Raw genomic sequence first — 25084 nt, forward strand, 5'->3', positions numbered from 1 at the left:
TGCATTTGGCCGCGCTTTTTCATATCATACGCCCACCAACCGGGGCGCAGCTGCCCCGCCTTTTTATTTATCGTTCAGGAGACCGTTGTGGAACTCGCATGTCTTGACCTTGAGGGCGTACTCATCCCGGAAATCTGGATCGCCTTTGCAGAAAAAACCGGCATTGAAGAACTCAAGGCAACCACCCGGGATATTCCTGACTACGATGTCTTGATGAAGCAGCGCCTGCGTATTCTGGACCAGCACGGCTATGGCCTGCCGGAGATCCAGGAAGTCATCGGTACCCTGGACCCGCTGCCAGGCGCTCGGGAATTCCTCGACTGGCTGCGTGAGCGCTTCCAGGTGGTGATTCTCTCCGATACCTTTTACGAGTTCGCCATGCCGCTGATGAAGAAACTCGGCTATCCGGCGTTGCTGTGTCACAAGCTGGAGGTAGCGGAGAGCGGCCAGATCACGAACTATCTGCTGCGTCAGCGGGATCCGAAACGCCAGTCTGTGCGTGCATTCCAGTTGTTGAACTACCGGGTGATTGCCGCTGGCGACTCTTACAACGATACCACCATGCTGGGCCAGGCAGAGGCGGGCATTTTGTTCCACGCGCCCCAGAACGTTATCGATGAGTTCCCGCAATTTCCGGCGGTGCACAACTTTGACGATCTGAAACAGGAATTCCTGAAGGCGAGCGCGATTCACAGCGCCTGATCGTCCGAAACGCTGATCTGTGCCGCGGCTGTGAGGTTGTGGTGCAGATCAGAGCTTCAGCTTTTCCAGAAAATCCATCAGCGGTTTGACCTTGGTGAGTGTCTCCTGATACTCGGCCTCCGGGTCAGAATCCGCCACAATGCCTCCGCCCCCCCAACAACGAATCGTACCGTTGGACTCGCACAGCAGGGTTCGTATCGCGATGTTGCTGTCCAGCCGACCATCAAGCCCGTAATAGAAGACAGACCCGCAATAGGGCCCGCGCCAGTGTGGCTCCAGCTCCCGAATGATTTCCATCGCCCGGATTTTCGGAGCGCCAGTGATGGAGCCGCCAGGAAATGCATCAAACAACGCCTGAAGCGGGCTGATTCCCGGTTTCAAACTGGCCTTGATATGGCTCACCAGGTGGTGGACGTTGGCGTAGGACTCTAGGGCAAACAGCTGCTCAACCTGCACGCTTCCGGCCTCAGCGTGGAGGCTGAGATCGTTCCGCAACAGATCCACAATCATCAGGTTCTCGGCACGGTCTTTCTCGGATGCCTGAAGTTCATTCGCCAAATTGATATCGGATTCCGGCGACGAGCCCCGGGGGCGTGTACCTTTGATGGGGCTGGTCTCGACTACACCCTGATCTATTTTCAGAAACCGCTCGGGCGATATGGAGAGAATCGAGTCGTCTCCGGCTCTCAGGAAGGCGCTGTAGGGCGTCGGGTTGGCTTCCGTGAGCTTCTCGAAGGCGAGCCATGGATGGCCGCAGAATTTGCCAGAGAATGCCTGGGACAGGTTGGCCTGATAACAATCGCCTGCTTCTATATAGCGCTTGATGGCTTCGACACCCGATTTGAATTCTCCTGGCGTTTGCGCCGGCGCAAACGGGCCTTCCATGTGCCAGTGCATCTGGCGGTTTGCCGGAGCCGACAGCCATTGTTCAATCTGATCCTGAATCGAAGCAGGGCATGCCGGGTGAATCCAGAGCCAGTAGCGACCGCTATTTCGGTTAAAACTTGCGGTCCAGAGATAGAGGCCGGCTTGCAGTAACGGAACGGTGGAGGCGTCGTGCAGTTGAGCCAGCCGCCGTTCGCGGGCGTAGCCCAGTTCGTACCCCAGATAGCCGATCCAGCCGCCAGTGAGATGACTCGGGGCTGCGTCTGGTTCGACCTGGAAAGGCGCGGCAAGCTGTTCCATTTCCCGGGCGAGACTGGCGGTATCAACGGAGACCGAACCGTCGCCAGGCAGGTCCAGAGAGCGCACGGCCATGGCCGAGAAGCCACATAGAGTGCCGCGGCCGGGGCCATCGCCTGTGCTCCCCAGAAAGGCGAAATCGGACGCCCGGCAGGCATGCTTCAGAAGCTGGTGGTAGGTCGCCCGGGTAAGTTCCCGCGTTGTTGCCCGGCCCAAGGGTCCTCCGGAATCTTGCTGAAATGATAAGCAGGCCACAAAAACAGCGTTGTAGCGTTTGCGGCGGCACTGATCTAATGAAATAGCGTCCTGTTCGGACGGGGAGAAAAAGCCGGTGGCTATTCTAACCGAGATAGCAGGGCACCCCCAGCATAAAAACAATGTAAAAACCGCGCGCTCCTGTTGCGCGAGCTTTTTGAGGAAAGTGGAGTAGATATGACACAGCTAAAATCCCGTTTGATGACCTTTCTGATGTTTCTGGTTCCGTTGCTGATGGCACCCGGATACGCCAATGCCCAGCAGCCGTCTGAAGCTGAAATCAAGGAGATGATTCAGGAGCAGTTTGAGCGGATGTACCAGAAGGGTGTCGATGATCTGGAGGACCGGATCGTGGTAACGGGTGGGGTAAAGCCGTTCGCCGTGGTAACCGACACGGGAGACAAGACCAAAACGATTCGGATCAAGCAGATTGAGGAAATGCCGGCGGATGTTGCCCTTGAGGTACTCCGGCGTTCGCTCGTTGCACTGGTAAAGAAAGGCAAGATCGGCGCGACGGCAGTGTTCTACACAACCGCCAATCCCAATAAAGAGTCGGAGGCGGACCGGGTACTGGTGGTCGAGATGGAGCATATCTTCGGACCAACGCTGGCCCAACTGGTGCCTTTCACCATTGATGAAGGTAAAGCGTTTTTTGGCGAGCAGGTGGTTGTGGAGATGGAGAACAAGATCTTCAACATCAATGTCGATGAAGAGCCGGCTGAATAGTGGTTTGTGTCCGACAATCCAAGTATCGATTACGTGAAGGTGGTCACGGAACATTCAGTTACCTCTGCAGTACTCTGTAGCCGTGCAGATACAAAAGTACACCAAACAGTCTGCATGAGATGGAAATAACAACAAACTGTTCCAATTAGGAGAACGTTATGAAAGGCCTGAAAAAAATCGCACTGGCAACGGCCGTTGCTGCAGCTCCTTTTGCCGCTCAAGCTGATCTGAAAGCGCTTGACGACACCACCATGGGTAACGTGACCGGTCAGGCCGGTGTGACCATCGAGCTGGAAACCGAAGTTTCCATCGGTGAGTTCCGCTACACTGACGAAGGTTACCTGGCAGTTAACGACATCTCCATCGGTGGCGGCTCCGTTGAGCGTGATGCCAACGGCGCGGTAACTGGCGTATCCGGCATGCTGGATGACCTGGTTATCGACATCGACGTAGAAGCCGACGGTGACGCGTTCATCGACGTTCACAGCATCTCTGGCGCTCCGATCGATTTCGCCATGGCTGTTGGTTCTGCCTCTCTGAACGCGACTGACGGCAGCGGTGACTCCACTCTGCTGGCCAGCAACATCGGTATCGAGGGTAACCTCGGCCTGTTGAACATCCGTGTGGATACCGCCACTGACAACCTGATCATGAACGTTGGTTTCAACGTGACTGACATGGATATGGACGTGGACTTCCTGGGTGTGAACGTACGTGACCTCACCGTTTACGGCGCTACTTACTTCGAGAGCGGTGGACCAGTTGATGCAGCGAGCATGTTCGCTCAGGCGCAGATCACTGTTGGCAAGGGCACTTCTGCTGCCACCGGTGGCGACGCTCTGGAAATCACCATTCCTCAGTTCGTAGCTGACATCGGTGTTGGCGCGGTTGAGATCGGCGGTGAGTCTATCGGTTCTTTCCGTGTAGACAACCTGGCTGTGACCAACACCAGTATGAAGGTTTATGGTCACCAATAAGTTGACCTGACACCTTAACGTGGTGATAGCGCCCCGCACTGCGGGGCGTTTTTTGTGCGCCCGGCACGGGCGCGTAGCGCCTTGACGGGCGCACAAAAAAAGCGGTGACCGTTCTGGTCGCCGCTTTTCGTTTCAGGGGTTGGGTAATTATTGGTCGGGCACCTGAATAGAAAGGTCAAACCCTCCGCCCGGACGGGGAGTCAATGTAATGGGGCCTTCGTTGATCGCTTCGGGGATCTGGATCTGATCGATGCCCGGGGGATTACCTATACTGAAATTCAGATTCTGGCCATCGAAGCCAATGCCCAATTGATCGTTCAGGAAAGTCTGGGTGAAGGGCTCATCCGGAATTTCCGGTTGCTGACCAAAGATAATGGGCAGTGTCCTTGGGGTGAAGTCCGCCGGTGGCTGTGCTCTGGCCAGCTCGTCGACCGGGAGCAGCAGTGCTCTGCGCAGAAACTCCTCTTCGGCATCGGACAGGGCATCTTTCTTGCCCTCATCAAGATAGCGCTGAAGAGCTTCCCGATACGCTTCCTCTTCCGCTTCGCTCAGAACGGGCTCACCTGGCGAAATAGTGAGCGCACGAATGATTTTTTCCCGATCCGTCTCGGACTTCTGTTGTTGACGCGGGACAACAATAACGGCGGAATCCTCCACGTAGGTTTCTACCATCTCGTCGGAGGTCATGGTTTGCACGCCGGCCCAGGCCGGTGTGAGAGTGGTGGCCGTGATTGCGGCTGCAAGCAGTTTGCGACGCATTTGGGATTGCCTCATGCTGAATCGGTTCAAAAGAGGCGCTGCTGAGTGTACTGCTTCAGTCAATACGCTTCATACTATTACTTTTGAGTATTCGGTTTGTCCGACAGTTTTTCAACCGTAAAGTGCCTGGTGTGTGATCAGAATCCGGTGCCCAGGGGTAAATATTTAAGGAACCATGACTTTTATGGTTTTATGTTCGGGTTGCTTGAAGCCACATTCCGTGAACTTATAGGCCTGAATCCAGTCGCAGGAGCATGATGCGAAACTCTTTAAACACCCGTTGGCGACGATGGATCAATCGTCGCATTCCAAGAGCCGACAGCCAGATTCTCAGCCAGAAGAACATTTTTATTCTGCCTACGGCGGCTGGTGTGGTGTATGGCTTGTTGCTGTTGATCATGCTGATTACCGGGATCAACTATCAGAACAGTCTTATCTACCTGCTCACGTTTCTTCTCGGCGCCGTGTTTGTGGGGGCCATGCACCAGACCCACAGAAATCTTTCCGGTCTTGCCGTTGCCCTGGTCCGGCCCGGTGAGGGCCGGGCGGGCGATGACGTTCCGTTTTTACTGCGAGTCACCGCAGGTAAGGATGCCGGCCTCGGTCTTGTCCTGTCGGTCGAGGATTCATCGGTTGAGGGCGTGCACGTTTCCCCCGGTGAATCCCGGGATGTGGTACTGCCGGTGCCGTCAGCTTATCGCGGCTATCTTCGCCCGGACCGGATCCGTATCGAAACCCGTTTTCCGTTCGGGCTGTTAAAGGCCTGGTCCTGGTTGCGTCCGGCGTCTTCCGGAGTAGCGTTTCCCAGGCCCTTACCCGTACCGGATACCGCCGGAACTGTTCACGATGGAAGCGAAGCCGCTTCGTCTGCGCCCGTGTCCGGCCAGGACAATGCCGATCTTCGTCCCTGGCGTGAAGGCGATATGAGCCAGCGGGTCATGTGGAAACGCTTTGCACGTACGGGCCAGATGATTGTGGCTGACTGGCAGGGTGAGCAGGGCAGTCCGCACTGGCTGGATTTTCATGCCTTTCCGGGTGTTGATACCGAGTTGCGGCTGAGTTATCTGGCCTGGATGGTGGCAGACCGGGTTCAGAAAAACGCAAGGTTTGGTCTCAGTTTGCCCGGCGATACCATTGAGCCGGACAGTGGTTCACTGCATGGAGAACGTTGTCTGCGCGCGCTTGCGGTGTGGGGCGAGCAACCGCCGAGGGATCCTGACGGTCAGCCTTTTGGTACCCGTCAGGCCGAGAATGGGAAAGCGGGAGTATCTGCATGAGCACGATCATGGCCAGAGTTTTCTCCGCAAAACCGGCAGAACAGGCACCGATCGAAGCCATCCCCGGTAACGCACTGTTGTGGCTGATTGCCAGTTTTGCGCTGCTTCTGGTTCCCCAGTGGGACCGGCTGCCCTGGTGGCTCATTGCAGCCTGTGCCGTGCTGGCGGGTTGGCGTTGGCTGGCGCAAAAGGGCCGGGTAAAACTGCCAGGGCGGTTGCTGCGCACCGGAATCATGCTCGTTCTGATTGGCGTCTATGTGGCCACCGTGCAAGGCCGCTTCACAGTGGATACCGCCGCCTCGTTCTTCGTATTGGCCGTTGGGTTGAAATGGCTCGAAACCCGGTCCGCCAGGGATTTCTATGTGCTGTTTTTTATTCAGGTTTATCTTGCGGCCGTGAACTTCCTGTTCAAACAGGACATTGCCTGGGCATTGCTGACGTTCGCCGCCATTGGGTGCCTGATGGTGGGCCTTCAGATTCTCAATGCACCGGATCTACCCGGCAGCCTGAGGGCTGGCTGGAAGCGCCTGGGTTTGCTGCTACTGAAAACCCTGCCAGTGGTTGTCCTGCTGTTTGTCTTTTTCCCACGTATGGCGCCACTCTGGAATGTTCCGTTGGTGTCCGGCCAGGCCCGCAGCGGGATTTCGGATACCATGCGACCAGGCGATATTTCCAATCTGGCCCAGAGTAGTGAAAGGGCGTTCCGGGTAACCTTCGGGGGCGAGTCGCCACCATATCGGGAACGTTACTGGCGGGGTCTGATTCTCGATTATCTGGATGATGAGACCTGGCGCCAGAGCGACCCCGACGGTTTCCGACGGCCAGCCAGGGTAGACAACGACGGTGGTGTCGGGCCGTTGCGAAGTAATGAATACGATATCCTGCTGGAGCCAACAGACCAGCGGTGGGCGTTTGCTCTGGAGAACTCGGTAGCCGTCTCGGGCAACGTGGTAAGTACGCCGGAGGATTTGTTCCGCTTTCAGCGCCCCGCCGACAGCCCGGTGCGTTATCGCCTGGCCCGGGTTTCCGCTGTGCCAGCGCCGGCTGAAGCCCTTTCCCCGGCAGAAACTCGGCGCTATCTCCAGCTTCCTCCATCCGGGAACCCCCGGGCCCGGGAGCTGGCACGAAAACTGTCTCAAGATCTGTCCCATTGGGAAGTCGTCAACACGTTGCTCCGGCGTTTTCGGGAGCAAGCCTATTTCTATACGTTGCGCCCGCCCACCATGCCAGACGACGGTATTGATGCGCTGTTGTTTGATGAAAAACGGGGCTTTTGTGCTCACTATGCCGGTGCGGCGACCTTTGTCTTCCGGGCCGCCGGGATTCCTGCCCGAATTGTGGTCGGCTATCAGGGCGGCGACGCCGGGGCGGGCGGAGATTACCTCATTGTCCGTCAGTACGATGCCCACGCCTGGGTGGAGGTGTGGCTGGAAGGCCAGGGCTGGGTGAGGGTGGACCCGACAGCTGCCATTGCGCCAAGCAGGATTGAATCCGGATTGCGGGATGCGGTGGCCGATGAGGGCTCGTTCCTGGAAAATGATTTGACCTCGCCGCAGCGCTACGGTGATGTCGCGATCCTGCAATGGGCGTCGCTCCAGCTCGATCGCATCAATTATCACTGGCAGCGATGGGTGGTAGGTTACCAGGGGCAGAGTCAGATGGATCTGATGTCCCGGTTGCCGGGCAATTTCGGGCTCAAGGAACTTGGCTACCTGACGGCCGGAGTGGTTGGCTTCACCCTGCTGATCGCAGGTGTTGTCTCGGCTCTTTCGATTCGCCGCGGCGCCCGCAAGGATGCATTCGGTCGGGTGGTGTTGGCCTGGCATCGGCTGTGCGAACAGGTTGGCGTGCCGGTCCGTACCGGTGAAACCCCTGCGACGCTGGCAGAACGCCTGGCTAATGCGCGCCCGGAGGTTGAATCTTCGGTCCGTCTCTTTGCCCGGGCGGTAAACAGCCATTACTATACGGCCTCAACACAGGAAGCTTCCGCGCACGAAGCGCGCAGGCTTACCCGGCTATTGAAAACGATGAAACGACAGCTCCGTCGTAAACCTGAACCCGCTTCACGGACGTTCCGACATGACTGATATCGCGAAGGACATGCCCTGGCTCGGCCGCGCCTGGAGCACGGTGCAGCAACGTCTGGCCCAGGATCGGTTGCCTCACGCGCTGCTGGTCGTTGGTGAGCAGGGCGTCGGGAAAAGGGCGTGGGCAGAAGCCGTCGCTGGGCTGCTGTTGTGCGACCAGCAGGTCGGCCTCGACGACGGAGCACCGATTGCGTGCGGTCAGTGTCGTCAGTGTCAGTTGATCGCGGCGAACAGCCATCCTGATGTCCGGGTGTATTCACCGGAAAAGTCCCGGATGGTGAAAGTGGATCAGATCCGCGCGCTCTCGACGTTTGCCGTGGCCTCGCCACAGGTTGCACACCGCAAGGTGGCCATAGTCGACCGGGCGGATCAGCTCAACATCAACGCCGCCAACGCATTGCTGAAAACCCTGGAAGAGCCTTTGCCGGATGTGACCCTGTTGCTGCTCCAGGAATCCGGGCGGCCGGTACTTCCCACCATACGATCCCGCTGCCAGGCCCTGACCATACCGTTACCTGATGCCGAGGATGCCGGGCGATGGCTGGCTGCCCGGGTAAGAGAATTAGAGGAATCAGCCCGTCCGTTGCCGGAAACCCTGGCCAAAAGCCTGATGCTGGCGGGGAACGCCCCCAGGCTGGCGCTGGAGTATGCCACCGGTGAGTTTCTTCCACAGAGGGATGAAGCTTTTGAAGCATTTCGGCAGTTCATGAAAGGCCAGATGACGGTGGGGGATGCCGCCCGCCGCTTCAAAACGCTGGGGCTGGACGATACATTATGGTTGTTTGAAAGCTGGGCTGCCGACCTGGCTCGGTGCAGTGCCGGGGGCGAGGTTCAGGACCCGGAGGCGGCAGACATGTTGGGCTATCTGGCCAGGTCCAACCCGCCGTGGCGCGCTCATCAGTTGCTGGACCGGGTTCGGGAAAGCCGGAGCGCGGGCGTATATAATGCCAGCCCGGAGCTTGAAGCCACCCAGCTTCTACTGGCCTGGCGGGAGTTGATGCCCCGGAAGCGGCAGACAACGTGAGCGTTGTTCAGGTTCAACTGCTATCATTGCGAAATATCAGTAAATTTGCGTAAAAGGTATTTGATATGGGGCCCGGATTCGGAGCACGCAGCGGTATTCTAACCCTGACGATCAAGGACAAGGCGGTTCTCTATGCGGCGTACATGCCCTATATCCGTCAGGGAGGCCTGTTTATTCCTACTCAGAAGCAATATCAGTTGGGCGATGAGGTATTTCTGCTGCTTAACCTGATGGATGAGCCGGAGAAAATTCCAGTTGCTGGCAAGGTCATCTGGATTACCCCCAAGGGCGCTCAGGGAAACCGGGCCGCAGGCATCGGCGTCCAGTTCAATGGCGATGACGAAACTGCCCGCACCAAGATTGAATCCTACCTGGCTGGCTCACTGAGTTCCGATCGTCCCACCCACACCATGTAAGGCCGCTACCGAATGACGGAGACCTCGTTACCCGGTAGCGTTCCAGAACCACAGGCCGGTTGCCATGAAATGCACTGGCCCCTGGATAACATAACTCTTTCGGGTCTGACCTGGCCGAACTCCAGCGAGGAAAGCTCTCGACCACCGGCTATCCTTCTGCACGGCTGGCTCGACAACGCCATGTCCTTTGCCCGACTGGCGCCGTTGTTGGCCGAGAACACCACGGTACATGCGGTGGATATGGCAGGGCACGGACACTCGGGCCACCGGCCGCCGGGTTACAGCTATTGGCTAATGGACTACGTCGGCGATCTTTCCGAACTCGTGGAACGGCATTTTCCTGAAAACGAACGTTACCCTCTGGATCTTGTGGGGCATTCTCTCGGCGGGATTGTCTGCGCACTTTACGCCGCCGCATTCCCGGAACGGGTGCGCAGACTGGTGATGATTGACAGTTTGGGCGCGCTCAGTCGGCCAGCACGTGAGACGATCCCTCAGTTGCGGCGGGCATTACAGAAACGCAGGGCTGGTTCGGCTGCTCCGGCGGTCTATCCGGATATTCAGAGCGCGGCCCGAATCCGTGAGGGCGGGCTGAGCCCCCTGAGCCCCGAGGCGGCAAGAACGCTGGTGCCCAGGAACATGCGCACGGAAACTGGCGGGTTTATATGGCGCACGGATGCCCGTTTACGCCACCCGACACCGTTGATGATGACCGAAGAACAGGTGAGGGCGTCTTTGTCGGCCATCCAGACACCCACTTTATTCGTAAGGGCAGAAGAAGGGTTGCTGGTTTCCCGCGGCGGGCTCGATAGTCGTGCCGATCTGGTCCCCAACCTTGAAACAGTCGATGTGCCCGGTGGGCATCATTGTCATCTTGACGGGGAGGTGACTCCCGTTGCCGAAGCGATTAACAGGTTTCTCTTACATGATTGATCGTGGTAATTCCTCGATGGTCGGTGCGCTGGCCGGCCTTATGTCGTTATGTTTGTCCATTCCTGCAATGGCGGCGTGGCCTGAAGACGCGCCAGCCCCTTTTCCGCAATCAACGCTTGAATCCACGGTCGAGATACAGTCTGCTGGCCACCTGGTGCTTTTTAGTCCGGTTCGGGAAATTCGTGATGAAATCCGCTCCGAGTCCATGGCTCGCTTGCCGGTGCAGGGTCAGGGTCAGCTGTTTGAAATCTCTCGTGACGCCACACGTCAGGCTGCGAGGGCCCATTACTTCCAGCAATTGTCTGCTGGTGGCGCAAAGATTCTGTTTGAGTGTGCCGGCATCGCCTGTGGCCGCAGTAATGTCTGGGCCAACCAGATTTTCCAGCAATCCCGACTGCTGGGACGGGACGCCACCCAGGATTACCTGGTTGCGGCGACAACGGCTGAGGACGGACAGCAATGGCTGACCCTTGTCTACACTGTGACAAGAGGTAACCTGAGGGAGTATGTCTGGGTTGAGCATCTGAATGTTGGTTTCGGTGCGGCCATTCCCGGGTATACCATTGGAGCTGGCCCGATTCAGGGGCCTTTGGTGATCCCCTGGTCCGGCGGAGTGACGTTTCGTTTTGAGTGGTCAGCGGATGATCGGCGAACCCTGAATGACTGGGCTGGCGATGATGCGGAAGTGGTGCTGGCCTCGTTCACCGATCTCGAGCAGGACGAGCCGATCGAAGCGGCTTTGGAGCGCTCTCGCGCTGCGGCGGAAAGCCTGGCCGCGCTGCTGGGTAAATCGGGGATATCGGGAAGTCAGATACGCATTGTTCCGGTTGGGCCGGCCGTCCAGATGAATGACCCGGCCCGGCAGGGTAACCGGGTTGAGGTTCTGGTTATCAAGAGGTAGGGAAATGGCAGATAAGGACAGCCCGGAAAAGGAAACTTCCGGAAGCACGGCAGCCGCACAGGACGGCGTCACGTCGGTGGTGAGCAGTTCTGGCATTTCTCCGGCATCAGCGCCGGCCAGCACCGAACGCATGGAGCCGTTGCCGGGCAAGGGCAAAACCGTTGCGCTGACCCTTGGGAGCGGTGGGGCGCGTGGGTACGCCCATATTGGCGCGATTGAAGTCCTGCAGGAGCGGGGGTACGAGATTGTTGCCATCTCCGGCTGCTCCATGGGCGCCCTGATCGGTGGCATGTACGGTGCCGGCAAGATGAAAGACTACAAGGACTGGGTGACCGGGCTCGGCCAGTTTGATGTCTTGCGGTTGCTGGATGTGACCTTCACTTCCGTCGGCGCTATTCGTGGAGAGAAAGTCTTTTCGGTGGTGCGGGATATTCTGGGCGATACGCGTATTGAGGATCTGCCCATTGCTTACACCGCCGTAGCAACAGATCTTCTGGCCCACAAGGAAATCTGGTTTCAGGAAGGCCCGCTGGACCAGGCTATCCGCGCCTCCATTGCCATACCCAGCGTGGTGACGCCTCTGGTGCTCAACGGCCGGGTACTGGTGGATGGCGCACTGCTCAATCCATTGCCTATTATTCCCACCATCTCAGCCCATGCAGATCTGGTGATGGCCGTTAACCTGAGCGGTGAGGATGATCAACAAAGGCGCATTCCAGACGCTGCGTTTGCTCCGGAAGAAACCAGTAGCGATATGGAGGAATGGGTCGATGCCATTCGCGAAAAGGCGTCCCGCTGGTTTGATTGGGATACCCTGAAAACGCTGGGTTCCCGAAAACCGGAAAGGGGCGAGTCGCCGGAACAGAAAATAAGCCGGGAAATGGCAAAGAAAACAGCACCCGAGAAAAAGCGTGAAGACGAATCGGGGCGGTCCAGGCATCGTGACGAGCACGAGACCATCGACTGGGACAAGCTGGGCATTGGCAAATTCGATGTAATGAACCTGACCATCGAGACCATGCAAAGCGCGTTAGTGCAGTACAAGATTGCCGGCTACCCACCGGATCTGTTGGTTAACATTCCCAAGAATGCCTGCAGAAGCTACGACTATCACAAGGCCCCGGAGCTGATACAACTGGGCCGGGAGCGGATGTTGGCCGCCCTGGACCGGTTTGAACAAAGCCGCAGCAGCTCCGGCCCGCTGGCTCTCTGAGCCACAAGAGCTGCAGCCCGCGCCGCAATGCGCGTATAATGCCGCGCACCATTAGCCAGACCAGGAAGCTAAGTTTTGACCAGTCCCGTTGACGACCTGCACTCCATCCGTGACCTGCTTCGGTTCACGGTTTCCCGTTTTGCGGCTTCGCCAATCTACTTTGGCCATGGCACTGATAACGTCTGGGATGAGGCCGTTCAGCTGGTATTGCGCAGCCTGCATCTGCCGCTGGAAAACAACAATCTGTTTCTGGATGCGCGACTGACCCGTTCAGAGCGGGAACTGATTCTCGAGCGCGTAGAGCGTCGGGTCAACGAGCGTATTCCGATTGCTTACCTGCTTGGCGAAGCCTGGTTTATGGGGATGCCGTTCAACGTTGATGAGCGCGTTCTGGTTCCCCGTTCGCCGATTGGCGAACTGCTGGAGAACGGTCTTCAGCCCTGGTTAGGCGCGACGCAGGTTCAACGAATTCTGGATTTGTGTACTGGCAGCGGCTGTATCGGTATTGGCGCGGCGACGGTTTTTGACGAGGCGGAAGTGGATCTGTCTGATATTTCGGCGGATGCCCTCGCCGTAGCTGAGTCCAATATTGAACTTCATGGGCTGGAGGGGCGCGTACGCGCGATTCAGTCGGATGTTTTCGACAACATTGAAGGTCGCTACGACGTGATCGTCAGTAATCCGCCTTATGTGGATGCGGAAGACCTTGCAGACATGCCGGCCGAGTATCACCATGAGCCCGAACTGGGCCTGGCCGCCGGAGACGATGGGCTGGACATTGCCCACCGCATAGTTGCCCAGGCTGCCGATTACCTCACCGACGACGGACTCCTGATTGTGGAGGTTGGCAACTCCTGGGGTGCCATGGATGATGCCTACCCGGATTTGCCGTTAACCTGGCTGGAATTCGAGAACGGCGGCAATGGCGTATTCCTGGTCACTGCCCGGGATCTGCGTGAATGGCAGGCCCGAAAAAGCTAAGATCGTAAATTACAAAACCTGTATAAAGTGCTGAATTATGTCGGGAAATACATTCGGAAAGCTGTTCACCGTCACCACCTTTGGTGAGAGTCACGGCGCGGCCCTGGGCTGCATTATCGACGGTTGCCCTCCGGGCCTGGAGCTGTCAGAAGAAGATATGCAGCGGGACCTGGATCGCCGCAAACCCGGTACTTCCCGGCATACGACCCAGCGTCGTGAGGCGGACGAGGTTCGGATTCTGTCTGGTGTGTTTGAGGGCAAAACCACCGGCACACCGATTGGTCTGATTATCGAAAACACCGACCAGCGTTCCAAGGACTATTCCAAGATTGCTGCCCAGTTCCGTCCGGCCCACGCTGACTACACTTACCACCACAAGTATGGTGTCCGGGATTACCGGGGCGGTGGCCGCTCATCCGCGCGGGAAACCGCCATGCGGGTTGCTGCCGGTGCGGTCGCACGGAAGTTTCTTGAGCACCGTCTGGGGATCCGGGTGCGGGGTTATCTTTCCCAGTTAGGGCCAATCAAGACAGACAAGCTGGATTGGGAGCAGGTTCACCAGAATCCGTTCTTTTGTCCGGATGCAGACAAGGTTGCGGAAATGGAAGCCTACATGGACGCCCTGCGTAAAGAAGGGGATTCCATTGGCGCCCGTATCAACGTCGTTGCGGAGGGGGTTCCTCCAGGCCTCGGCGAGCCCATTTTCGATCGTCTGGATGCCGATCTTGCCCACGCTCTGATGAGCATCAACGCGGTCAAGGGTGTGGAGATCGGTGCCGGTTTTGATTGCATCGAGCAGAAAGGAACAGAACACCGGGATGAGATGACGCCAGAAGGCTTCCTTTCCAACAATGCCGGTGGTGTACTGGGCGGCATTTCCTCCGGTCAGCCGATTGTTGCCAGTATCGCCCTTAAGCCAACATCAAGCTTGCGGTTGCCCGGCAAGGGTATTGATGTAGACGGCAACCCGGTGGAGGTGATCACCACTGGTCGGCACGACCCCTGTGTAGGTATCCGCGCGACGCCCATCGCCGAGGCCATGATGGCGATCGTCCTGATGGACCATTACCTGCGTCATCGCGGTCAGAACGGCGATGTAGAAGTCACCACGCCGGTCCTCGGCCAGCTCTGATTCAGGGGAGGCGCTACCATCTACTGGCGGCTGTCGAACCTCTATTTCTGGTTTTTCGCCCTCCTTGGAGGGCTTTTGCCCTATTGGTCCCTCTATCTTGAGGGGCAGGGCTACTCCTATCTCCAGATCGCCACATTGATGGCGACCATCCAGCTAACCAAGATCGTCGCACCCAGCGTTTGGGGTTACATCGGTGACCGGACCGGCCAGCGGGTCCGCCTGGTACGATTTGGTGCTATTTTCGGCTCGCTGTTTTTCGCCGGCGTGTTTCTGGAACCCGGATTCTACGGTCTGTTGCTGGTCATGCTGGTGTTCACCTTTTTCTGGAACGCCATTTTGCCGCTGTATGAAGTCATTACCCTGCGGGTACTCGGCAAGCATCGGGACAAGTACGGCAAGGTTCGTCTTTGGGGCTCTGTAGGATTTATCGGCGCAGTGGCTCTGGTCGGCGGGCTACTGGAGCTGGTGGAGATTCAGTACTTGCCGTGGCTGTTATTGCCCGTATTTGCAGGGATTGCCGTCTCGGCATTTCTGGTGCCTTCCGAGCGTGGCGAGCGCAAGCAGCAATCTGCACCTGTCGGAAGCCTCAAAGCAATTGTCACCCATCCGGCTGTGATCGCTTTTTTCGCGATGAATTTTCTGCTTCAGGTATCACATGGTGCCTACTACACCTTCTTCAGTATCCACCTGGAACAACATGGATACGGCAAACTGGCCATCGGGTTACTGTGGTCACTCGGAGTCATCGCGGAGATCGGCCTGTTTCTGATTATGCACAGGCTATCCCGGCGTTTTAGTGTACGGCAGGTGGTGCTGGGGGCGCTGGTGCTGACGATGATCCGCTGGGGCCTGATTGCCGAGCTTACGTCGGTATTGCCGGTGCTGATCTTTGCCCAACTGCTGCATGCGGCTTCTTACGGCGCATTGCATGCAGTATCCGTCCAATACATTCAGGGCTTCTTCGGTAAGCACCATCATGGCCAGGGTCAGGCTCTTTACAGTGGCCTGACCTTTGGCGCCGGCGGGGCGCTCGGTGCATGGTTATCCGGTTTCCTGGTGGATGGTTTCAGTACCTCCGCGGCGTTCTGGGGTGGTGCCGCCGCGATGGCCCTTGCGATTATCGTAACCTGGCGGGGTTTGCAGCCGCCACCTCAGCTCCAGCACGATCATTGACTGGACTCTGGTCGCGTTTCTTCCTCTTCTACTATCTGCAGCAATGCCTGCGCGGCACTACCCAGTTGTCGGCGGGAGAGCGCCACGGCACCCAGAACCCGGGTAACAGGGTGGGGCACTTCAAGCACTTTCAGGCTGTTATCGAGCATGCTAACCGGCAAAATGCTCCACCCAAGGCCAACGCTTACCATCATTTTGATGGTTTCCAGGTAGTTGGTTGGCATCAGGGGTCTCAGGGTGAGGTTGGCTTCCAGAAACAGACGGCTGACCACCCGGTAGGTGGCGGTACTGGTGTCCGGTAGCAACGCCGGGTGTGGCGCGAGGTCAGAAAGTTCAGGACTCGCCAGTGTTGCGAGAGGGTGTTCTTTCCCAACCACGAAGGCCATTGGGTCTGGCCACTGGGCAAGGATGGAGAACTCCGGATTCATGCTGTCGCTGAGGGTCACAAAGGCCAGTTCTGCGTTGCGTTTGTTCATCTGGTCGTAGGCGGCATCGGATTCCATGAATTGCAGGTGCAGATCTACTTGAGGGTATTCCCGGCGGTAGCGGCGCAGCCAGTTGGGCAGGTGGTGCAGGCCGATGTGGTGGCTGGCGATGGCGTGGAGTTCGCCTCCGATGCTGTCGGCGCTGGTGGTGAGGGCCATGCGGGCGTTGTGGATTTCGTCGAGGATTTTGCGGGCATGGGGGAGGAGTCTTGTGCCGGCTTCGGTCAGACGGATTTCGCGGTTGCTGCGGTCGATCAGTCGGGTGCCTAGTTGGGTTTCGAGGGCGGCCAGGCGTTTGCTGATGGCTGGCTGCGTCAGGTGCAGGGTCTCGGCGGCTTCCGAGAAGGAGCCTTGGTCGACTATGGTCAAGAATGCTTTTAAGGAGTTTGCGTCCATTTTCTGTGCCCATCTTTGATCGGAGTGTTCCGATGCCTTGGTGCAGGTCCCGGCTTGCGGGGCACCTTTCCAAAAACCGCTACAAGCACGTCCGTGTGCGCTTCTCTCCGGCCATCCATGGCCTCCGACATTTTTGGAAAGGTGCCCCACAAGCCGGAACTCGAACTTTGGGTTACAGCAGATCGACTAATTGGTTATGGGAAATCCCGACCATTGCATGGGGCACGACTGGGCGGAAAGGCTTTTCAAAACCGTTGAGGGCCATGGACGGCCCGAAACGAGCCTACAGGGACGTACTCGTGGGCGTGTTTTGAAAAGCCTTTCCGCCCAGTTGTGCCTGGCACCAGGCTTGGGGAATTCGTTCTAGCTGATCGCCGTCCATTGGTAATTTAAATATATGCCTTACGGGAATGCAAAGCATAAAAAACATGAATTGAGGTTATTCGTGGCGCAGGGGTATGATGTCATCATTCGAAGCAGAAACAGAAACCCCCAGAGAGTGAGAGAGAATCATGGCGGGCAAGACCTTATACGACAAATTGTGGGACGACCATTTGGTCAAGCAGCGGGACGATGGTTCCGCGTTGATTTACATTGATCGTCAATTGTTGCACGAAGTGACATCACCTCAGGCCTTTGAGGGCCTTCGTCTGGCTGGCCGCAAGCCTTGGCGGATTGATGCCAATATTGCCACTCCGGATCATAACGTTCCGACCACGGATCGTGACAAAGGTATCGACGGCATTGTGGATCCGGTGTCCCGCACTCAGGTGGAGACGCTGGACAAGAACTGTGACGAATTCGGGATTCTCGAGTTCAAGATCAAGGATCAGCGCCAGGGCATCGTGCACGTGATTGGGCCGGAGCAGGGTGCGACGTTGCCGGGCATGAGCATTGTCTGCGGTGATTCTCATACTTCTACTCACGGCGCTTTTGGCTGTCTGGCTCATGGTATCGGCACGTCTGAAGTGGAGCATGTTCTGGCGACCCAGTGCCTGGTCCAGAAGAAGATGAAGAACATGCTGGTAAAGGTGAACGGCAAGCTGGGCGCGGGTGTGACCGGCAAGGATGTGGTTCTGGCGATCATCGGCAAGATCGGCACCGCTGGTGGTACCGGCTATGCCATTGAGTTTGGTGGCGAGGCGATCCGTGATTTGAGCATGGAAGGCCGGATGACCATTTGTAATATGTCCATCGAAGCCGGTGCCCGGGTGGGTATGGTGGCAGTGGATGACACCACCATCGAGTATGTCAAAGGTCGTCCGTTTTCGCCCAGGGGCGAGACCTGGGACAAGGCGGTTGAATACTGGCGCACGCTCCACAGCGACGATGATGCGGTGTTCGACAAAGTGGTTGAGCTTGATGGTTCCGCCATTCAGCCTCAGGTGAGCTGGGGTACGTCGCCGGAGATGGTGGTTGGTGTAGAGGGCGCGGTGCCGGATCCTGCGAAGGAAGAGGATCTCATTAAGCGCGAGGGAATCGTCCGCGCGTTGAAGTACATGGGCCTTCAGCCGAATCAGAAGATTACCGATATCAAGCTGGATCGCGTGTTTATCGGTTCCTGCACCAATAGCCGGATTGAGGATCTGCGGGAAGCGGCGGCGGTGGTTAAGGGCCGCAAGGTGGCTGCGAGCCTCAAGCAGGCGATGGTGGTTCCGGGTTCCGGTCTGGTAAAAGCCCAGGCGGAGCAGGAAGGTCTCGACAAGGTCTTTATCGAGGCGGGTCTGGAGTGGCGTGATCCGGGTTGTTCCATGTGTCTGGCTATGAACGCCGACAAGTTGGGGCAGGGCGAGCATTGCGCGTCTACCTCCAACCGGAACTTCGAAGGTCGTCAGGGCTTTGGTGGGCGGACTCACCTGGTGAGCCCGGCTATGGCCGCCGCGGCAGCGGTGACTGGCCACTTCGTTGATGTCCGTGAATTGATGAACTGAGCCACAGGAGAGAGACCATGCGAGCATTTACGCAACACCAGGGCATTGTTGCCCCCATGGACCGTTCCAATGTGGACACGGACATGATCATTCCCAAGCAGTTTTTGAAGTCCATCAAGCGCACCGGCTTTGGCCCGAACCTGTTCGATGAGCTGCGTTATCTGGATGAAGGCAAGCCGGATCAGGATTGCTCCAACCGCCCCCTGAATCCGGACTTTGTGCTGAACCAGGATCGCTACAAAAACGGCAGCGTGTTGCTGGCGCGGACCAATTTTGGCTGTGGTTCGAGTCGTGAGCACGCGCCATGGGCGCTGGATGATTTCGGTTTCCGGGTGATTATTGCTCCGAGTTTTGCTGATATTTTCTACAACAACTGCTTTAAGAATGGACTTTTACCCATTGTTTTAGATGAAAAAGTGGTTGATAAGCTGTTCCGGGAAACCGAAGAGAATGAAGGCTATCAGCTGACGGTCGATCTCGAATCGAAAACGGTGACGACGCCCGGTGGCGAGTCGTTCAGTTTTGAGGTGGACGATTTCCGTCGTCATTGCCTGCTGAACGGTCTGGACGACATTGGCGTGACCCTGGAAGATGCGGATACCATTCGCGCTTATGAAGAATCTCGGCGCAAGACCGCTCCCTGGTTGTTTAATACTGGAAACTGATTAACAAGGAATTGGATTATGTCCCGTAATGTATTGCTCCTGCCGGGCGACGGCATTGGTCCGGAGATTGTGGCAGAAGCGGAGAAGGTTCTGCATAAGGTGAATGACCAGTTCGGTCTGGGTCTTGGTTTTGAGTCTGCTCTCGTTGGTGGTGCGGCGATTGATGAAACAGACACACCGCTGCCTGAAGAAACCCTGGAGAAGGCCCGTAAGGCTGACGCGATCCTGCTGGGGGCCGTAGGTGGCCCAAAGTGGGACAGCCTGCCGATGGCGAAGCGCCCAGAGAAGGGGCTGCTGGGTCTGCGTTCCAATCTTGAGCTGTTTGCCAACCTGCGTCCGGCCATTCTGTATCCTCAGCTGGCGTCTGCCTCGTCCCTGAAGCCGGAAGTGGTTTCAGGGCTGGACATTCTGATCGTGCGCGAGCTGACCGGTGGTATCTATTTTGGTCAGCCTCGTGGTGTGCGTGAACTGGAAAGCGGTGAGCGCCAGGGCTACAACACCTACCAGTACACCGAGTCCGAGATTAGGCGTATTGGCCGGGTTGCCTTCGAGGCGGCCCAGCAGCGGGGCAAGAAATTGTGCTCGGTTGACAAGGCCAACGTGCTGGAAGTAACCGTGCTGTGGCGGGAAATCATGGAAGACCTGAAGCGCGAGTACCCGGACGTGGAGCTTTCCCATATGTACGTGGATAACGCGGCCATGCAGTTGGTCCGTGCGCCCAAGCAATTCGACGTGATTGTGACTGGCAACATGTTTGGTGATATTCTTTCTGACGAAGCGGCAATGCTCACCGGTTCTATCGGCATGCTTCCCTCAGCGTCACTGAATTCCGACAAGCAGGGTATGTATGAGCCGTGTCACGGCTCGGCGCCGGATATTGCCGGGCAGGGCATTGCCAACCCGCTGGCTACCATCCTCAGTGCTGCAATGATGTTGCGTTACAGCCTGAATGAGGAAAAAGCTGCCCAGGCCATCGAGGCGGCGGTCAGCAAGGTACTGGACCAGGGGCTGCGTACCGCCGACATTATGTCGGAAGGCGGTCAGAAGGTATCCACCCGCGACATGGGTGAGGCGGTTCTGAACGCGCTTTAAAGCACCACTGGTTTGCTTGATCGAGACCCGACAACGGCAGGATGCAGCCGTTGCGGGATCATCCATCCTGTCCCTGCCAGCGATAACGGTAGAGGGTGGGCATAAAACGAGGTTCAAAGGTCGCACATGAAGCGAGTTGGACTTGTAGGTTGGCGTGGCATGGTGGGCTCGGTCCTCATGCAGCGCATGCGCGAAGAAAATGATTTTGCCGACATTGATCCGGTGTTTTTTACCACTTCCCAGGCAGGGAAGCCGGCTCCGGACGTAGGCAAAGATGGTGTTCCTCCACTGCAGGATGCGTTCGATATCGACATCCTCAAGGGGATGGATGTGATCGTTACCTGTCAGGGCGGCGATTACACCACTGAGGTTTACCAGAAGCTGCGTGATGCAGGCTGGGACGGTTACTGGATTGATGCGGCATCCACCCTGCGTATGGTCGATCACTCTGTGATCGTGCTGGATCCGGTTAACCGTAATGTGATCGACGCGGCTCTGGACAAGGGCGTAAAGGACTATATCGGCGGTAACTGCACCGTCAGCCTGATGATGCTGGCCCTGGGTGGCCTGCTGGAGCAGGATCTGATCGAGTGGGTGTCTCCGATGACGTACCAGGCCGCTTCCGGCTCTGGTGCCCAGAATATGCGGGAACTGTTGAACCAGATGGGTACGCTGAATGAGAGCGTCAAATCTGAGCTGGCTGATCCGTCTTCCGCCATCCTCGAAATCGATCGCAAGGTAACCGACACCATGCGTTCTGGCGATTTCCCCACCGAGCATTTCGGTGTGCCGTTGGCAGGTAGTCTGATTCCGTTCATCGACAAGCAGCTCGATAACGGCATGAGCAAGGAAGAGTGGAAAGCGGGCGTCGAGACCAACAAGATTCTGGGTCGTAGTGACAACCCGATTCCTATTGATGGTATCTGCGTGCGGATTGGCGCCATGCGCTCTCACAGTCAGGCTCTGACCATCAAGCTGAAGAAAGATCTGTCGGTTTCCGAAATCGAAGGCATTCTGGCCAAGGCAAACGACTGGGTGAAAGTCATTCCCAACGATCGCGATGCCACCATGCAGGAGCTCACTCCGGCGAAAGTGACCGGCACGTTGAGTATTCCGATTGGTCGTATTCGCAAGTTGTCCATGGGGCCGGAGTATATTTCCGCTTTCACGGTGGGTGACCAGTTGCTGTGGGGTGCCGCAGAACCGCTGCGTCGGATGCTGCGAATCCTTCAGGAACGTTAAAAAGTGTTACACAGCGGTAATTAATGCCAACTGTGTCCGGTTTTTTGCAAGCCGGTCAGGGGCGGAGGCTGATTTCAGCGTCCGCCCCTGTTATTTTCAAGGGCGCTAAGGAGTTCCGCCCGATAGATAAAAAAACGGTGCAAGGATTGCAGCTGATTGATTGATAAAACGGGTTTTATCAACAATACTTGCCAAACCGAACGGTATAATTGCGATATAAAAACGAGAAATAACAAGGCGAAAGTCATCCAACCTCGTCCGATTCTGTTGAGATACGGCAGTAAAGAATAACGGAGACTGGAAAGGAATAAGCATGAAGGTACGCAAGCTTGCGGTTGCCCTGGCGCTGGCGGGAGGGCTCGGCTCTGGAATGGCTCAGGCGCTTGGACTTGGAGAAATTGAGCTCCAGTCCTGGCTGAATGAGCCACTGGATGCAGAAATATCACTGAATCAGAGTCGCGGTGTTGATCCCGGTGAAGTGTTCGTCAATGTGGCACCGGAGGCCGCCTATGAGCGCGTCGGCCTGGACCGCCACCAGTTTCTGAGTCAATTAAGGTTTGAAGTGGTTACCGGGACGGATGGCAACCTGGCCATCAATGTTTCCTCCCGGGCGCCAGTACGCGAGCCGTATCTGAATTTTCTGCTCGAGCTGACCTGGCCCAATGGTCGCCTGATGCGGGAATATGCCGTGCTGGTCGATCCTCCGGTCTACGCCGAGGAATCTGGTATTGAGGAGCAAGTCAGTGCTCCGGCCACGACAGCCACCCGACAGCAGCCGGCGCGCAGCCAGGAATCTGTTCGCCGTCAGGCGGCAGCAGAAGGCTCCATGTCGCGGGGCTATCAGGCAGATACGTTTGGTCCGACAGGGCCCTCCGACACACTCTGGACCATTGCCCAGCAGGTACGTCCGGATGGTTCGGTTTCCATGCAGCAGGTTATGCTCGCGATTCAGGATCAGAATCCTAACGCGTTCATTGGTGGGAATATTAACCGCCTGAAGCGTGGTGAGGTGTTGCGGATTCCTTCCCTCGATCAGATTCGGAGCCGTAGCCGCGCTGAAGCCAATCGGGTAGTTGCACAGCAGAACCAGGAATTCCAGTCTCCGAGAACCGTTGATGCAACGGATACCGCCCAGGCTGCGGCAGGACAGGGTGCTACTCAGGCGGCAGCGGGTGATGAGTTGCGCCTGCTGGTTGCCGATGAATCGGAATCCCGGTCTACCGAAGACGGTGGTTCTGCCGGTGGTGACGGCGATCTGCCGGGCGGTGTTGATGCCGGTTCCGCAGTTGCGATGGAAGAGCTGGAGGCCGCAAAACGCGAAAATGACGAACTCAATACCCGTGTCCAGGATCTACAGGACCAGGTTGAGACCCTGCAGCGGTTGCTGGAACTGAAGAACAGCCAGCTTGCGGATATGCAGGGTATGGTGTCGGAAGAAGAGTCTCCGGCCCCGACCGACACTGGCGTGACCGAGTCTGACGCTGACCCGGCGACAGCACCTGTAGAAGGTGATCTGGGTGCCGGCACCGGAGAAGAACCGGTAGCAGACGGCCAGGTTGATGAAGCCGCTGATGGTGAATCGGCCGACACAGCGATGGCGGAAGAAGATAGCGCCATGGCTCCGGACGAAGCCGATATTGCAGGTGAAGAGCCGTTTGGTGGTGATGTCGACGCGGGCGCTGCGGATGAGGTGGTGGCAGAGCAGCCTGCCGTTACCGAGCAGGAATCATCATCTGAACCTGACCCAGCGGCCGTCCCCCAGGCCCAGCAGCCAAAGCCGCAGCAGCCAGTAACGGCCCCTGAGAAGGCGTTTCCGGGTAATATTATTGACGGCATCCTGAACAACCCGATGTATCAGATTGCACTTGGTGGTGGTCTGATCCTTCTGCTTCTCTTGTTGCTGCTCGTGGCACGACGCAACGCCAATCGAGAGAAAGAGTTCTACGACCAGTTGAACAGTGATGAAGGTGAAGGCGGTGATTCGTTCGACCTCAGTCTCGAAGATGAGGATGAGGCAGAAGCGGAAGCCGGTGATGCCATTGCCGAAGCAGAAACCTATGTTGCTTACGGTCGTCACGATCAGGCAGCCCAGGTGCTCGAGAACGCCATTTCACGTGAGCCCAGCCGTACTGATCTGCGCCTGAAGCTGTTGTCTGTGTATGCGGACAATCAGGACCGCGACGCGTTTGAAAAGCAGTACCGTGAAGTTGAAGCGCTGGATGATGAGGCAGCTATCCAGGAAGCTGAATCCCTCCGGGAGCGCCTTGCTGAAGCTGAAGCGATGCCCAGCATCGACGACCTTGAATCCCAACTGCGCTCGGATTCGTTCGGCAGTCAGCCAGAGCAAGAGCCGGCCACCGAGCAGGCTTCGGATGACTGGGATATCTCTGACGAGCTGAAAGCTGACGAATTTGAAGCCACTTCAGAGCCCGCTGATGAAAACGAGTTCGGTGAGCTGGAATCCGATGTCAGCAAAGAATCCGATGGCCGGGATGACATGATTGAGTACGATCTGTCCGGCATTGGTGAAGAACCGGAGTCTGAAGACGAGTCCGCCACCGAAACGGATTACGCTTCACTTGATCTGGATTCCGGTCTGGATGAGGCAGCCGGGACTTCCGAATCCAAAGAAGAGGACTTCAGTCTGGATTTCGAGTCGGCCTTTGAAGACGACGCACTCGCCGGTTCAGATGGGCCCTCCTTCGAAGCCGATGAAGCGGCGCCGGTTGAGGCGGATCTGTCTGGTACCGGTTCGGATCAGGAAGACGATCTTGAGCTGGGCTTCGATCTTGATGACGACCTTGAGTCGACGGAAGAAGAGCCAGTTAAGCCGGAGGACACCGAGGTATCGGATCTGGACCTGGAGTCTGATTCGCTTGACGAGTCCTTCCTGGACGAGCTTGATGCGGAGCTGGATAAGGTTGCCGGCGAGGATGAAGACCCCTCTGAACTGGAGCTCGGCGAATCTGATCTGGATGACCTGGAGCTGGATGTGTCTGATGAAGATCTGGCGCTGATGGAAGAGTTCTCTGATAACGGAGAGCCTGCAGGTCCTCAGGAAGACGAACCATCCCTGGAAGATGAGCTTGGGCTGGAAGATGCGCTCAGCGAATCCGAGGCTGATGAGCCGGGCGTTGACCAGCAGAATCCGGAAGAGCTGGCGGAGCAGACAGAAGAGGTTGCTGAGGCCGAACCGGCTCCTGAAGAGCTGGAGGACGAAGTAGTGCCTGTGGCGTCAGACTCACTCGATGAAGGCTCCACTCGCAGTGATAGCGGGTTGGATATTGATGAGAGCGCTCTGGACGACGAGGATGACTTTGATTTCCTCGCCGGTACCGATGAAGCCGCCACCAAACTTGATCTGGCACGGGCCTACATCGAAATGGGTGACAGCGACGGTGCCAGGGATATTCTGGAGGAAGTTGCTCTTGAGGGTAACGAAGAACAGAAGGCAGAAGCACAAGAGCTTCTTAAAAATCTCTCCTGATTCGTTATAATCAACTAACCGCGGCAAGCGCCGGCCATTGAGCCGGCG

The 25084-nt window shown here is 57.2% G+C and carries 21 protein-coding genes; 18 read left to right on the forward strand and 3 right to left on the reverse strand.

Annotated features, from left to right (window positions below):
* Window positions 1-87: 87 nt before the first annotated feature.
* Window positions 88-702 (forward strand): bifunctional phosphoserine phosphatase/homoserine phosphotransferase ThrH, encoded by a 615-nt coding sequence (gene thrH, locus QPL98_RS02350; RefSeq protein ID WP_011785066.1) that lies wholly within the window; start codon window positions 88-90, stop codon window positions 700-702.
* A 48-nt stretch (window positions 703-750) separates the two neighbouring features.
* Here thrH and pabB read toward each other — a convergent pair whose 3' ends face one another.
* Entirely contained in the window at window positions 751-2100 is a 1350-nt protein-coding gene (gene pabB, locus QPL98_RS02355) for an aminodeoxychorismate synthase component I (RefSeq protein ID WP_303292573.1), read from the reverse strand.
* Between the two features lie 216 nt (window positions 2101-2316).
* On the opposite strand from pabB, the gene QPL98_RS02360 reads away from it, so the two are divergent.
* Complete coding sequence (locus tag QPL98_RS02360) at window positions 2317-2865, forward strand: hypothetical protein (RefSeq protein WP_303292575.1); 549 nt, start codon at window positions 2317-2319, stop codon at window positions 2863-2865.
* Window positions 2866-3023: 158 nt separating this feature from the next.
* Window positions 3024-3842, forward strand: coding sequence for a DUF6160 family protein (locus QPL98_RS02365; protein WP_303292576.1), 819 nt, complete (start codon window positions 3024-3026; stop codon window positions 3840-3842).
* A gap of 147 nt (window positions 3843-3989) precedes the next feature.
* On the opposite strand, the gene QPL98_RS02370 is transcribed toward QPL98_RS02365, so the two are convergent.
* On the reverse strand, window positions 3990-4601 hold the full coding sequence (locus tag QPL98_RS02370) for a hypothetical protein (RefSeq protein WP_303292577.1): 612 nt from the start codon (window positions 4599-4601) through the stop codon (window positions 3990-3992).
* Window positions 4602-4855: 254 nt separating this feature from the next.
* On the opposite strand from QPL98_RS02370, the gene QPL98_RS02375 reads away from it, so the two are divergent.
* From QPL98_RS02375 to QPL98_RS02420, 10 genes are all read left to right on the forward strand, one after another.
* Complete coding sequence (locus QPL98_RS02375) at window positions 4856-5878, forward strand: DUF58 domain-containing protein (RefSeq protein ID WP_303292578.1); 1023 nt, start codon at window positions 4856-4858, stop codon at window positions 5876-5878.
* Window positions 5875-7965 carry a DUF3488 and DUF4129 domain-containing transglutaminase family protein gene (locus QPL98_RS02380; RefSeq protein ID WP_303292580.1) on the forward strand — a complete coding sequence of 697 codons (2091 nt, stop codon included), beginning with the start codon at window positions 5875-5877 and terminating at the stop codon, window positions 7963-7965. Before QPL98_RS02375 ends, QPL98_RS02380 begins: the two co-directional genes overlap by 4 nt.
* Window positions 7958-8989 (forward strand): DNA polymerase III subunit delta', encoded by a 1032-nt coding sequence (holB, locus tag QPL98_RS02385; protein WP_303292582.1) that lies wholly within the window; start codon window positions 7958-7960, stop codon window positions 8987-8989. Before QPL98_RS02380 ends, holB begins: the two co-directional genes overlap by 8 nt.
* 65 nt (window positions 8990-9054) lie before the next feature.
* Complete coding sequence (locus tag QPL98_RS02390) at window positions 9055-9405, forward strand: PilZ domain-containing protein (RefSeq protein ID WP_008171779.1); 351 nt, start codon at window positions 9055-9057, stop codon at window positions 9403-9405.
* Window positions 9406-9417: 12 nt separating this feature from the next.
* Entirely contained in the window at window positions 9418-10338 is a 921-nt protein-coding gene (locus QPL98_RS02395) for an alpha/beta fold hydrolase (RefSeq protein WP_114434035.1), read from the forward strand.
* The gene (locus QPL98_RS02400; RefSeq protein WP_114434036.1) at window positions 10331-11239 is read left to right on the forward strand and encodes a DUF4892 domain-containing protein; all 909 of its coding nucleotides are present in this window, start codon (window positions 10331-10333) and stop codon (window positions 11237-11239) included. Before QPL98_RS02395 ends, QPL98_RS02400 begins: the two co-directional genes overlap by 8 nt.
* 4 nt (window positions 11240-11243) lie before the next feature.
* Window positions 11244-12452 (forward strand): patatin-like phospholipase family protein, encoded by a 1209-nt coding sequence (locus QPL98_RS02405; protein ID WP_114434037.1) that lies wholly within the window; start codon window positions 11244-11246, stop codon window positions 12450-12452.
* Window positions 12453-12527: 75 nt separating this feature from the next.
* On the forward strand, window positions 12528-13433 hold the full coding sequence (gene prmB / locus QPL98_RS02410) for a 50S ribosomal protein L3 N(5)-glutamine methyltransferase (protein WP_023010098.1): 906 nt from the start codon (window positions 12528-12530) through the stop codon (window positions 13431-13433).
* Window positions 13434-13470: 37 nt separating this feature from the next.
* A complete protein-coding gene (aroC, locus tag QPL98_RS02415) occupies window positions 13471-14565 on the forward strand; it encodes a chorismate synthase (protein ID WP_303292583.1) in 1095 nt (364 codons plus the stop codon).
* A gap of 18 nt (window positions 14566-14583) precedes the next feature.
* The gene (locus QPL98_RS02420; RefSeq protein ID WP_273030051.1) at window positions 14584-15738 is read left to right on the forward strand and encodes an MFS transporter; all 1155 of its coding nucleotides are present in this window, start codon (window positions 14584-14586) and stop codon (window positions 15736-15738) included.
* Here QPL98_RS02420 and QPL98_RS02425 read toward each other — a convergent pair.
* Window positions 15732-16619 (reverse strand): LysR family transcriptional regulator, encoded by an 888-nt coding sequence (locus QPL98_RS02425; RefSeq protein WP_303292585.1) that lies wholly within the window; start codon window positions 16617-16619, stop codon window positions 15732-15734. The two genes, QPL98_RS02420 and QPL98_RS02425, sit on opposite strands and share 7 nt — an antisense overlap.
* Before the next feature lie 512 nt (window positions 16620-17131).
* Here QPL98_RS02425 and leuC point away from each other — a divergent pair.
* The 5 genes from leuC (at window position 17132) to QPL98_RS02450 (ending at window position 25036) form a co-directional block, all read left to right on the forward strand.
* Entirely contained in the window at window positions 17132-18550 is a 1419-nt protein-coding gene (gene leuC / locus QPL98_RS02430; RefSeq protein WP_023010102.1) for a 3-isopropylmalate dehydratase large subunit, read from the forward strand.
* Between the two features lie 17 nt (window positions 18551-18567).
* A complete protein-coding gene (gene leuD / locus QPL98_RS02435; RefSeq protein WP_286894741.1) occupies window positions 18568-19215 on the forward strand; it encodes a 3-isopropylmalate dehydratase small subunit in 648 nt (215 codons plus the stop codon).
* An 18-nt stretch (window positions 19216-19233) separates the two neighbouring features.
* Window positions 19234-20307, forward strand: a complete 1074-nt coding sequence (gene leuB / locus QPL98_RS02440; protein WP_141066939.1) for a 3-isopropylmalate dehydrogenase — start codon at window positions 19234-19236, stop codon at window positions 20305-20307.
* Window positions 20308-20433: 126 nt separating this feature from the next.
* Entirely contained in the window at window positions 20434-21549 is a 1116-nt protein-coding gene (gene asd, locus QPL98_RS02445; protein WP_031210539.1) for an aspartate-semialdehyde dehydrogenase, read from the forward strand.
* A 313-nt stretch (window positions 21550-21862) separates the two neighbouring features.
* A complete protein-coding gene (locus QPL98_RS02450) occupies window positions 21863-25036 on the forward strand; it encodes a FimV/HubP family polar landmark protein (protein WP_023010107.1) in 3174 nt (1057 codons plus the stop codon).
* The last annotated feature ends 48 nt before the right edge of the window (window positions 25037-25084 follow it).

Origin of the sequence: Marinobacter sp. ST-43 (genome assembly GCF_030541085.1) — a bacterium.
GTDB lineage: Bacteria > Pseudomonadota > Gammaproteobacteria > Pseudomonadales > Oleiphilaceae > Marinobacter > Marinobacter nauticus.

What these genes read in the sequence shown, in the direction of transcription:
- QPL98_RS02360 (WP_303292575.1), top strand. Translation starts at nt 2,317, where the DNA reads ATGACACAGCTAAAATCCCGTTTGATGACCTTTCTGATGTTTCTGGTT.
- QPL98_RS02365 (WP_303292576.1), top strand. Translation starts at nt 3,024, where the DNA reads ATGAAAGGCCTGAAAAAAATCGCACTGGCAACGGCCGTTGCTGCAGCT.
- QPL98_RS02370 (WP_303292577.1), bottom strand. Translation starts at nt 4,601, where the DNA reads ATGCGTCGCAAACTGCTTGCAGCCGCAATCACGGCCACCACTCTCACA.
- QPL98_RS02375 (WP_303292578.1), top strand. Translation starts at nt 4,856, where the DNA reads ATGATGCGAAACTCTTTAAACACCCGTTGGCGACGATGGATCAATCGT.
- QPL98_RS02380 (WP_303292580.1), top strand. Translation starts at nt 5,875, where the DNA reads ATGAGCACGATCATGGCCAGAGTTTTCTCCGCAAAACCGGCAGAACAG.
- holB (WP_303292582.1), top strand. Translation starts at nt 7,958, where the DNA reads ATGACTGATATCGCGAAGGACATGCCCTGGCTCGGCCGCGCCTGGAGC.
- QPL98_RS02390 (WP_008171779.1), top strand. Translation starts at nt 9,055, where the DNA reads ATGGGGCCCGGATTCGGAGCACGCAGCGGTATTCTAACCCTGACGATC.
- QPL98_RS02395 (WP_114434035.1), top strand. Translation starts at nt 9,418, where the DNA reads ATGACGGAGACCTCGTTACCCGGTAGCGTTCCAGAACCACAGGCCGGT.
- QPL98_RS02400 (WP_114434036.1), top strand. Translation starts at nt 10,331, where the DNA reads ATGATTGATCGTGGTAATTCCTCGATGGTCGGTGCGCTGGCCGGCCTT.
- QPL98_RS02405 (WP_114434037.1), top strand. Translation starts at nt 11,244, where the DNA reads ATGGCAGATAAGGACAGCCCGGAAAAGGAAACTTCCGGAAGCACGGCA.
- aroC (WP_303292583.1), top strand. Translation starts at nt 13,471, where the DNA reads ATGTCGGGAAATACATTCGGAAAGCTGTTCACCGTCACCACCTTTGGT.
- QPL98_RS02425 (WP_303292585.1), bottom strand. Translation starts at nt 16,619, where the DNA reads ATGGACGCAAACTCCTTAAAAGCATTCTTGACCATAGTCGACCAAGGC.
- leuC (WP_023010102.1), top strand. Translation starts at nt 17,132, where the DNA reads ATGGCGGGCAAGACCTTATACGACAAATTGTGGGACGACCATTTGGTC.
- leuD (WP_286894741.1), top strand. Translation starts at nt 18,568, where the DNA reads ATGCGAGCATTTACGCAACACCAGGGCATTGTTGCCCCCATGGACCGT.
- leuB (WP_141066939.1), top strand. Translation starts at nt 19,234, where the DNA reads ATGTCCCGTAATGTATTGCTCCTGCCGGGCGACGGCATTGGTCCGGAG.
- asd (WP_031210539.1), top strand. Translation starts at nt 20,434, where the DNA reads ATGAAGCGAGTTGGACTTGTAGGTTGGCGTGGCATGGTGGGCTCGGTC.
- QPL98_RS02450 (WP_023010107.1), top strand. Translation starts at nt 21,863, where the DNA reads ATGAAGGTACGCAAGCTTGCGGTTGCCCTGGCGCTGGCGGGAGGGCTC.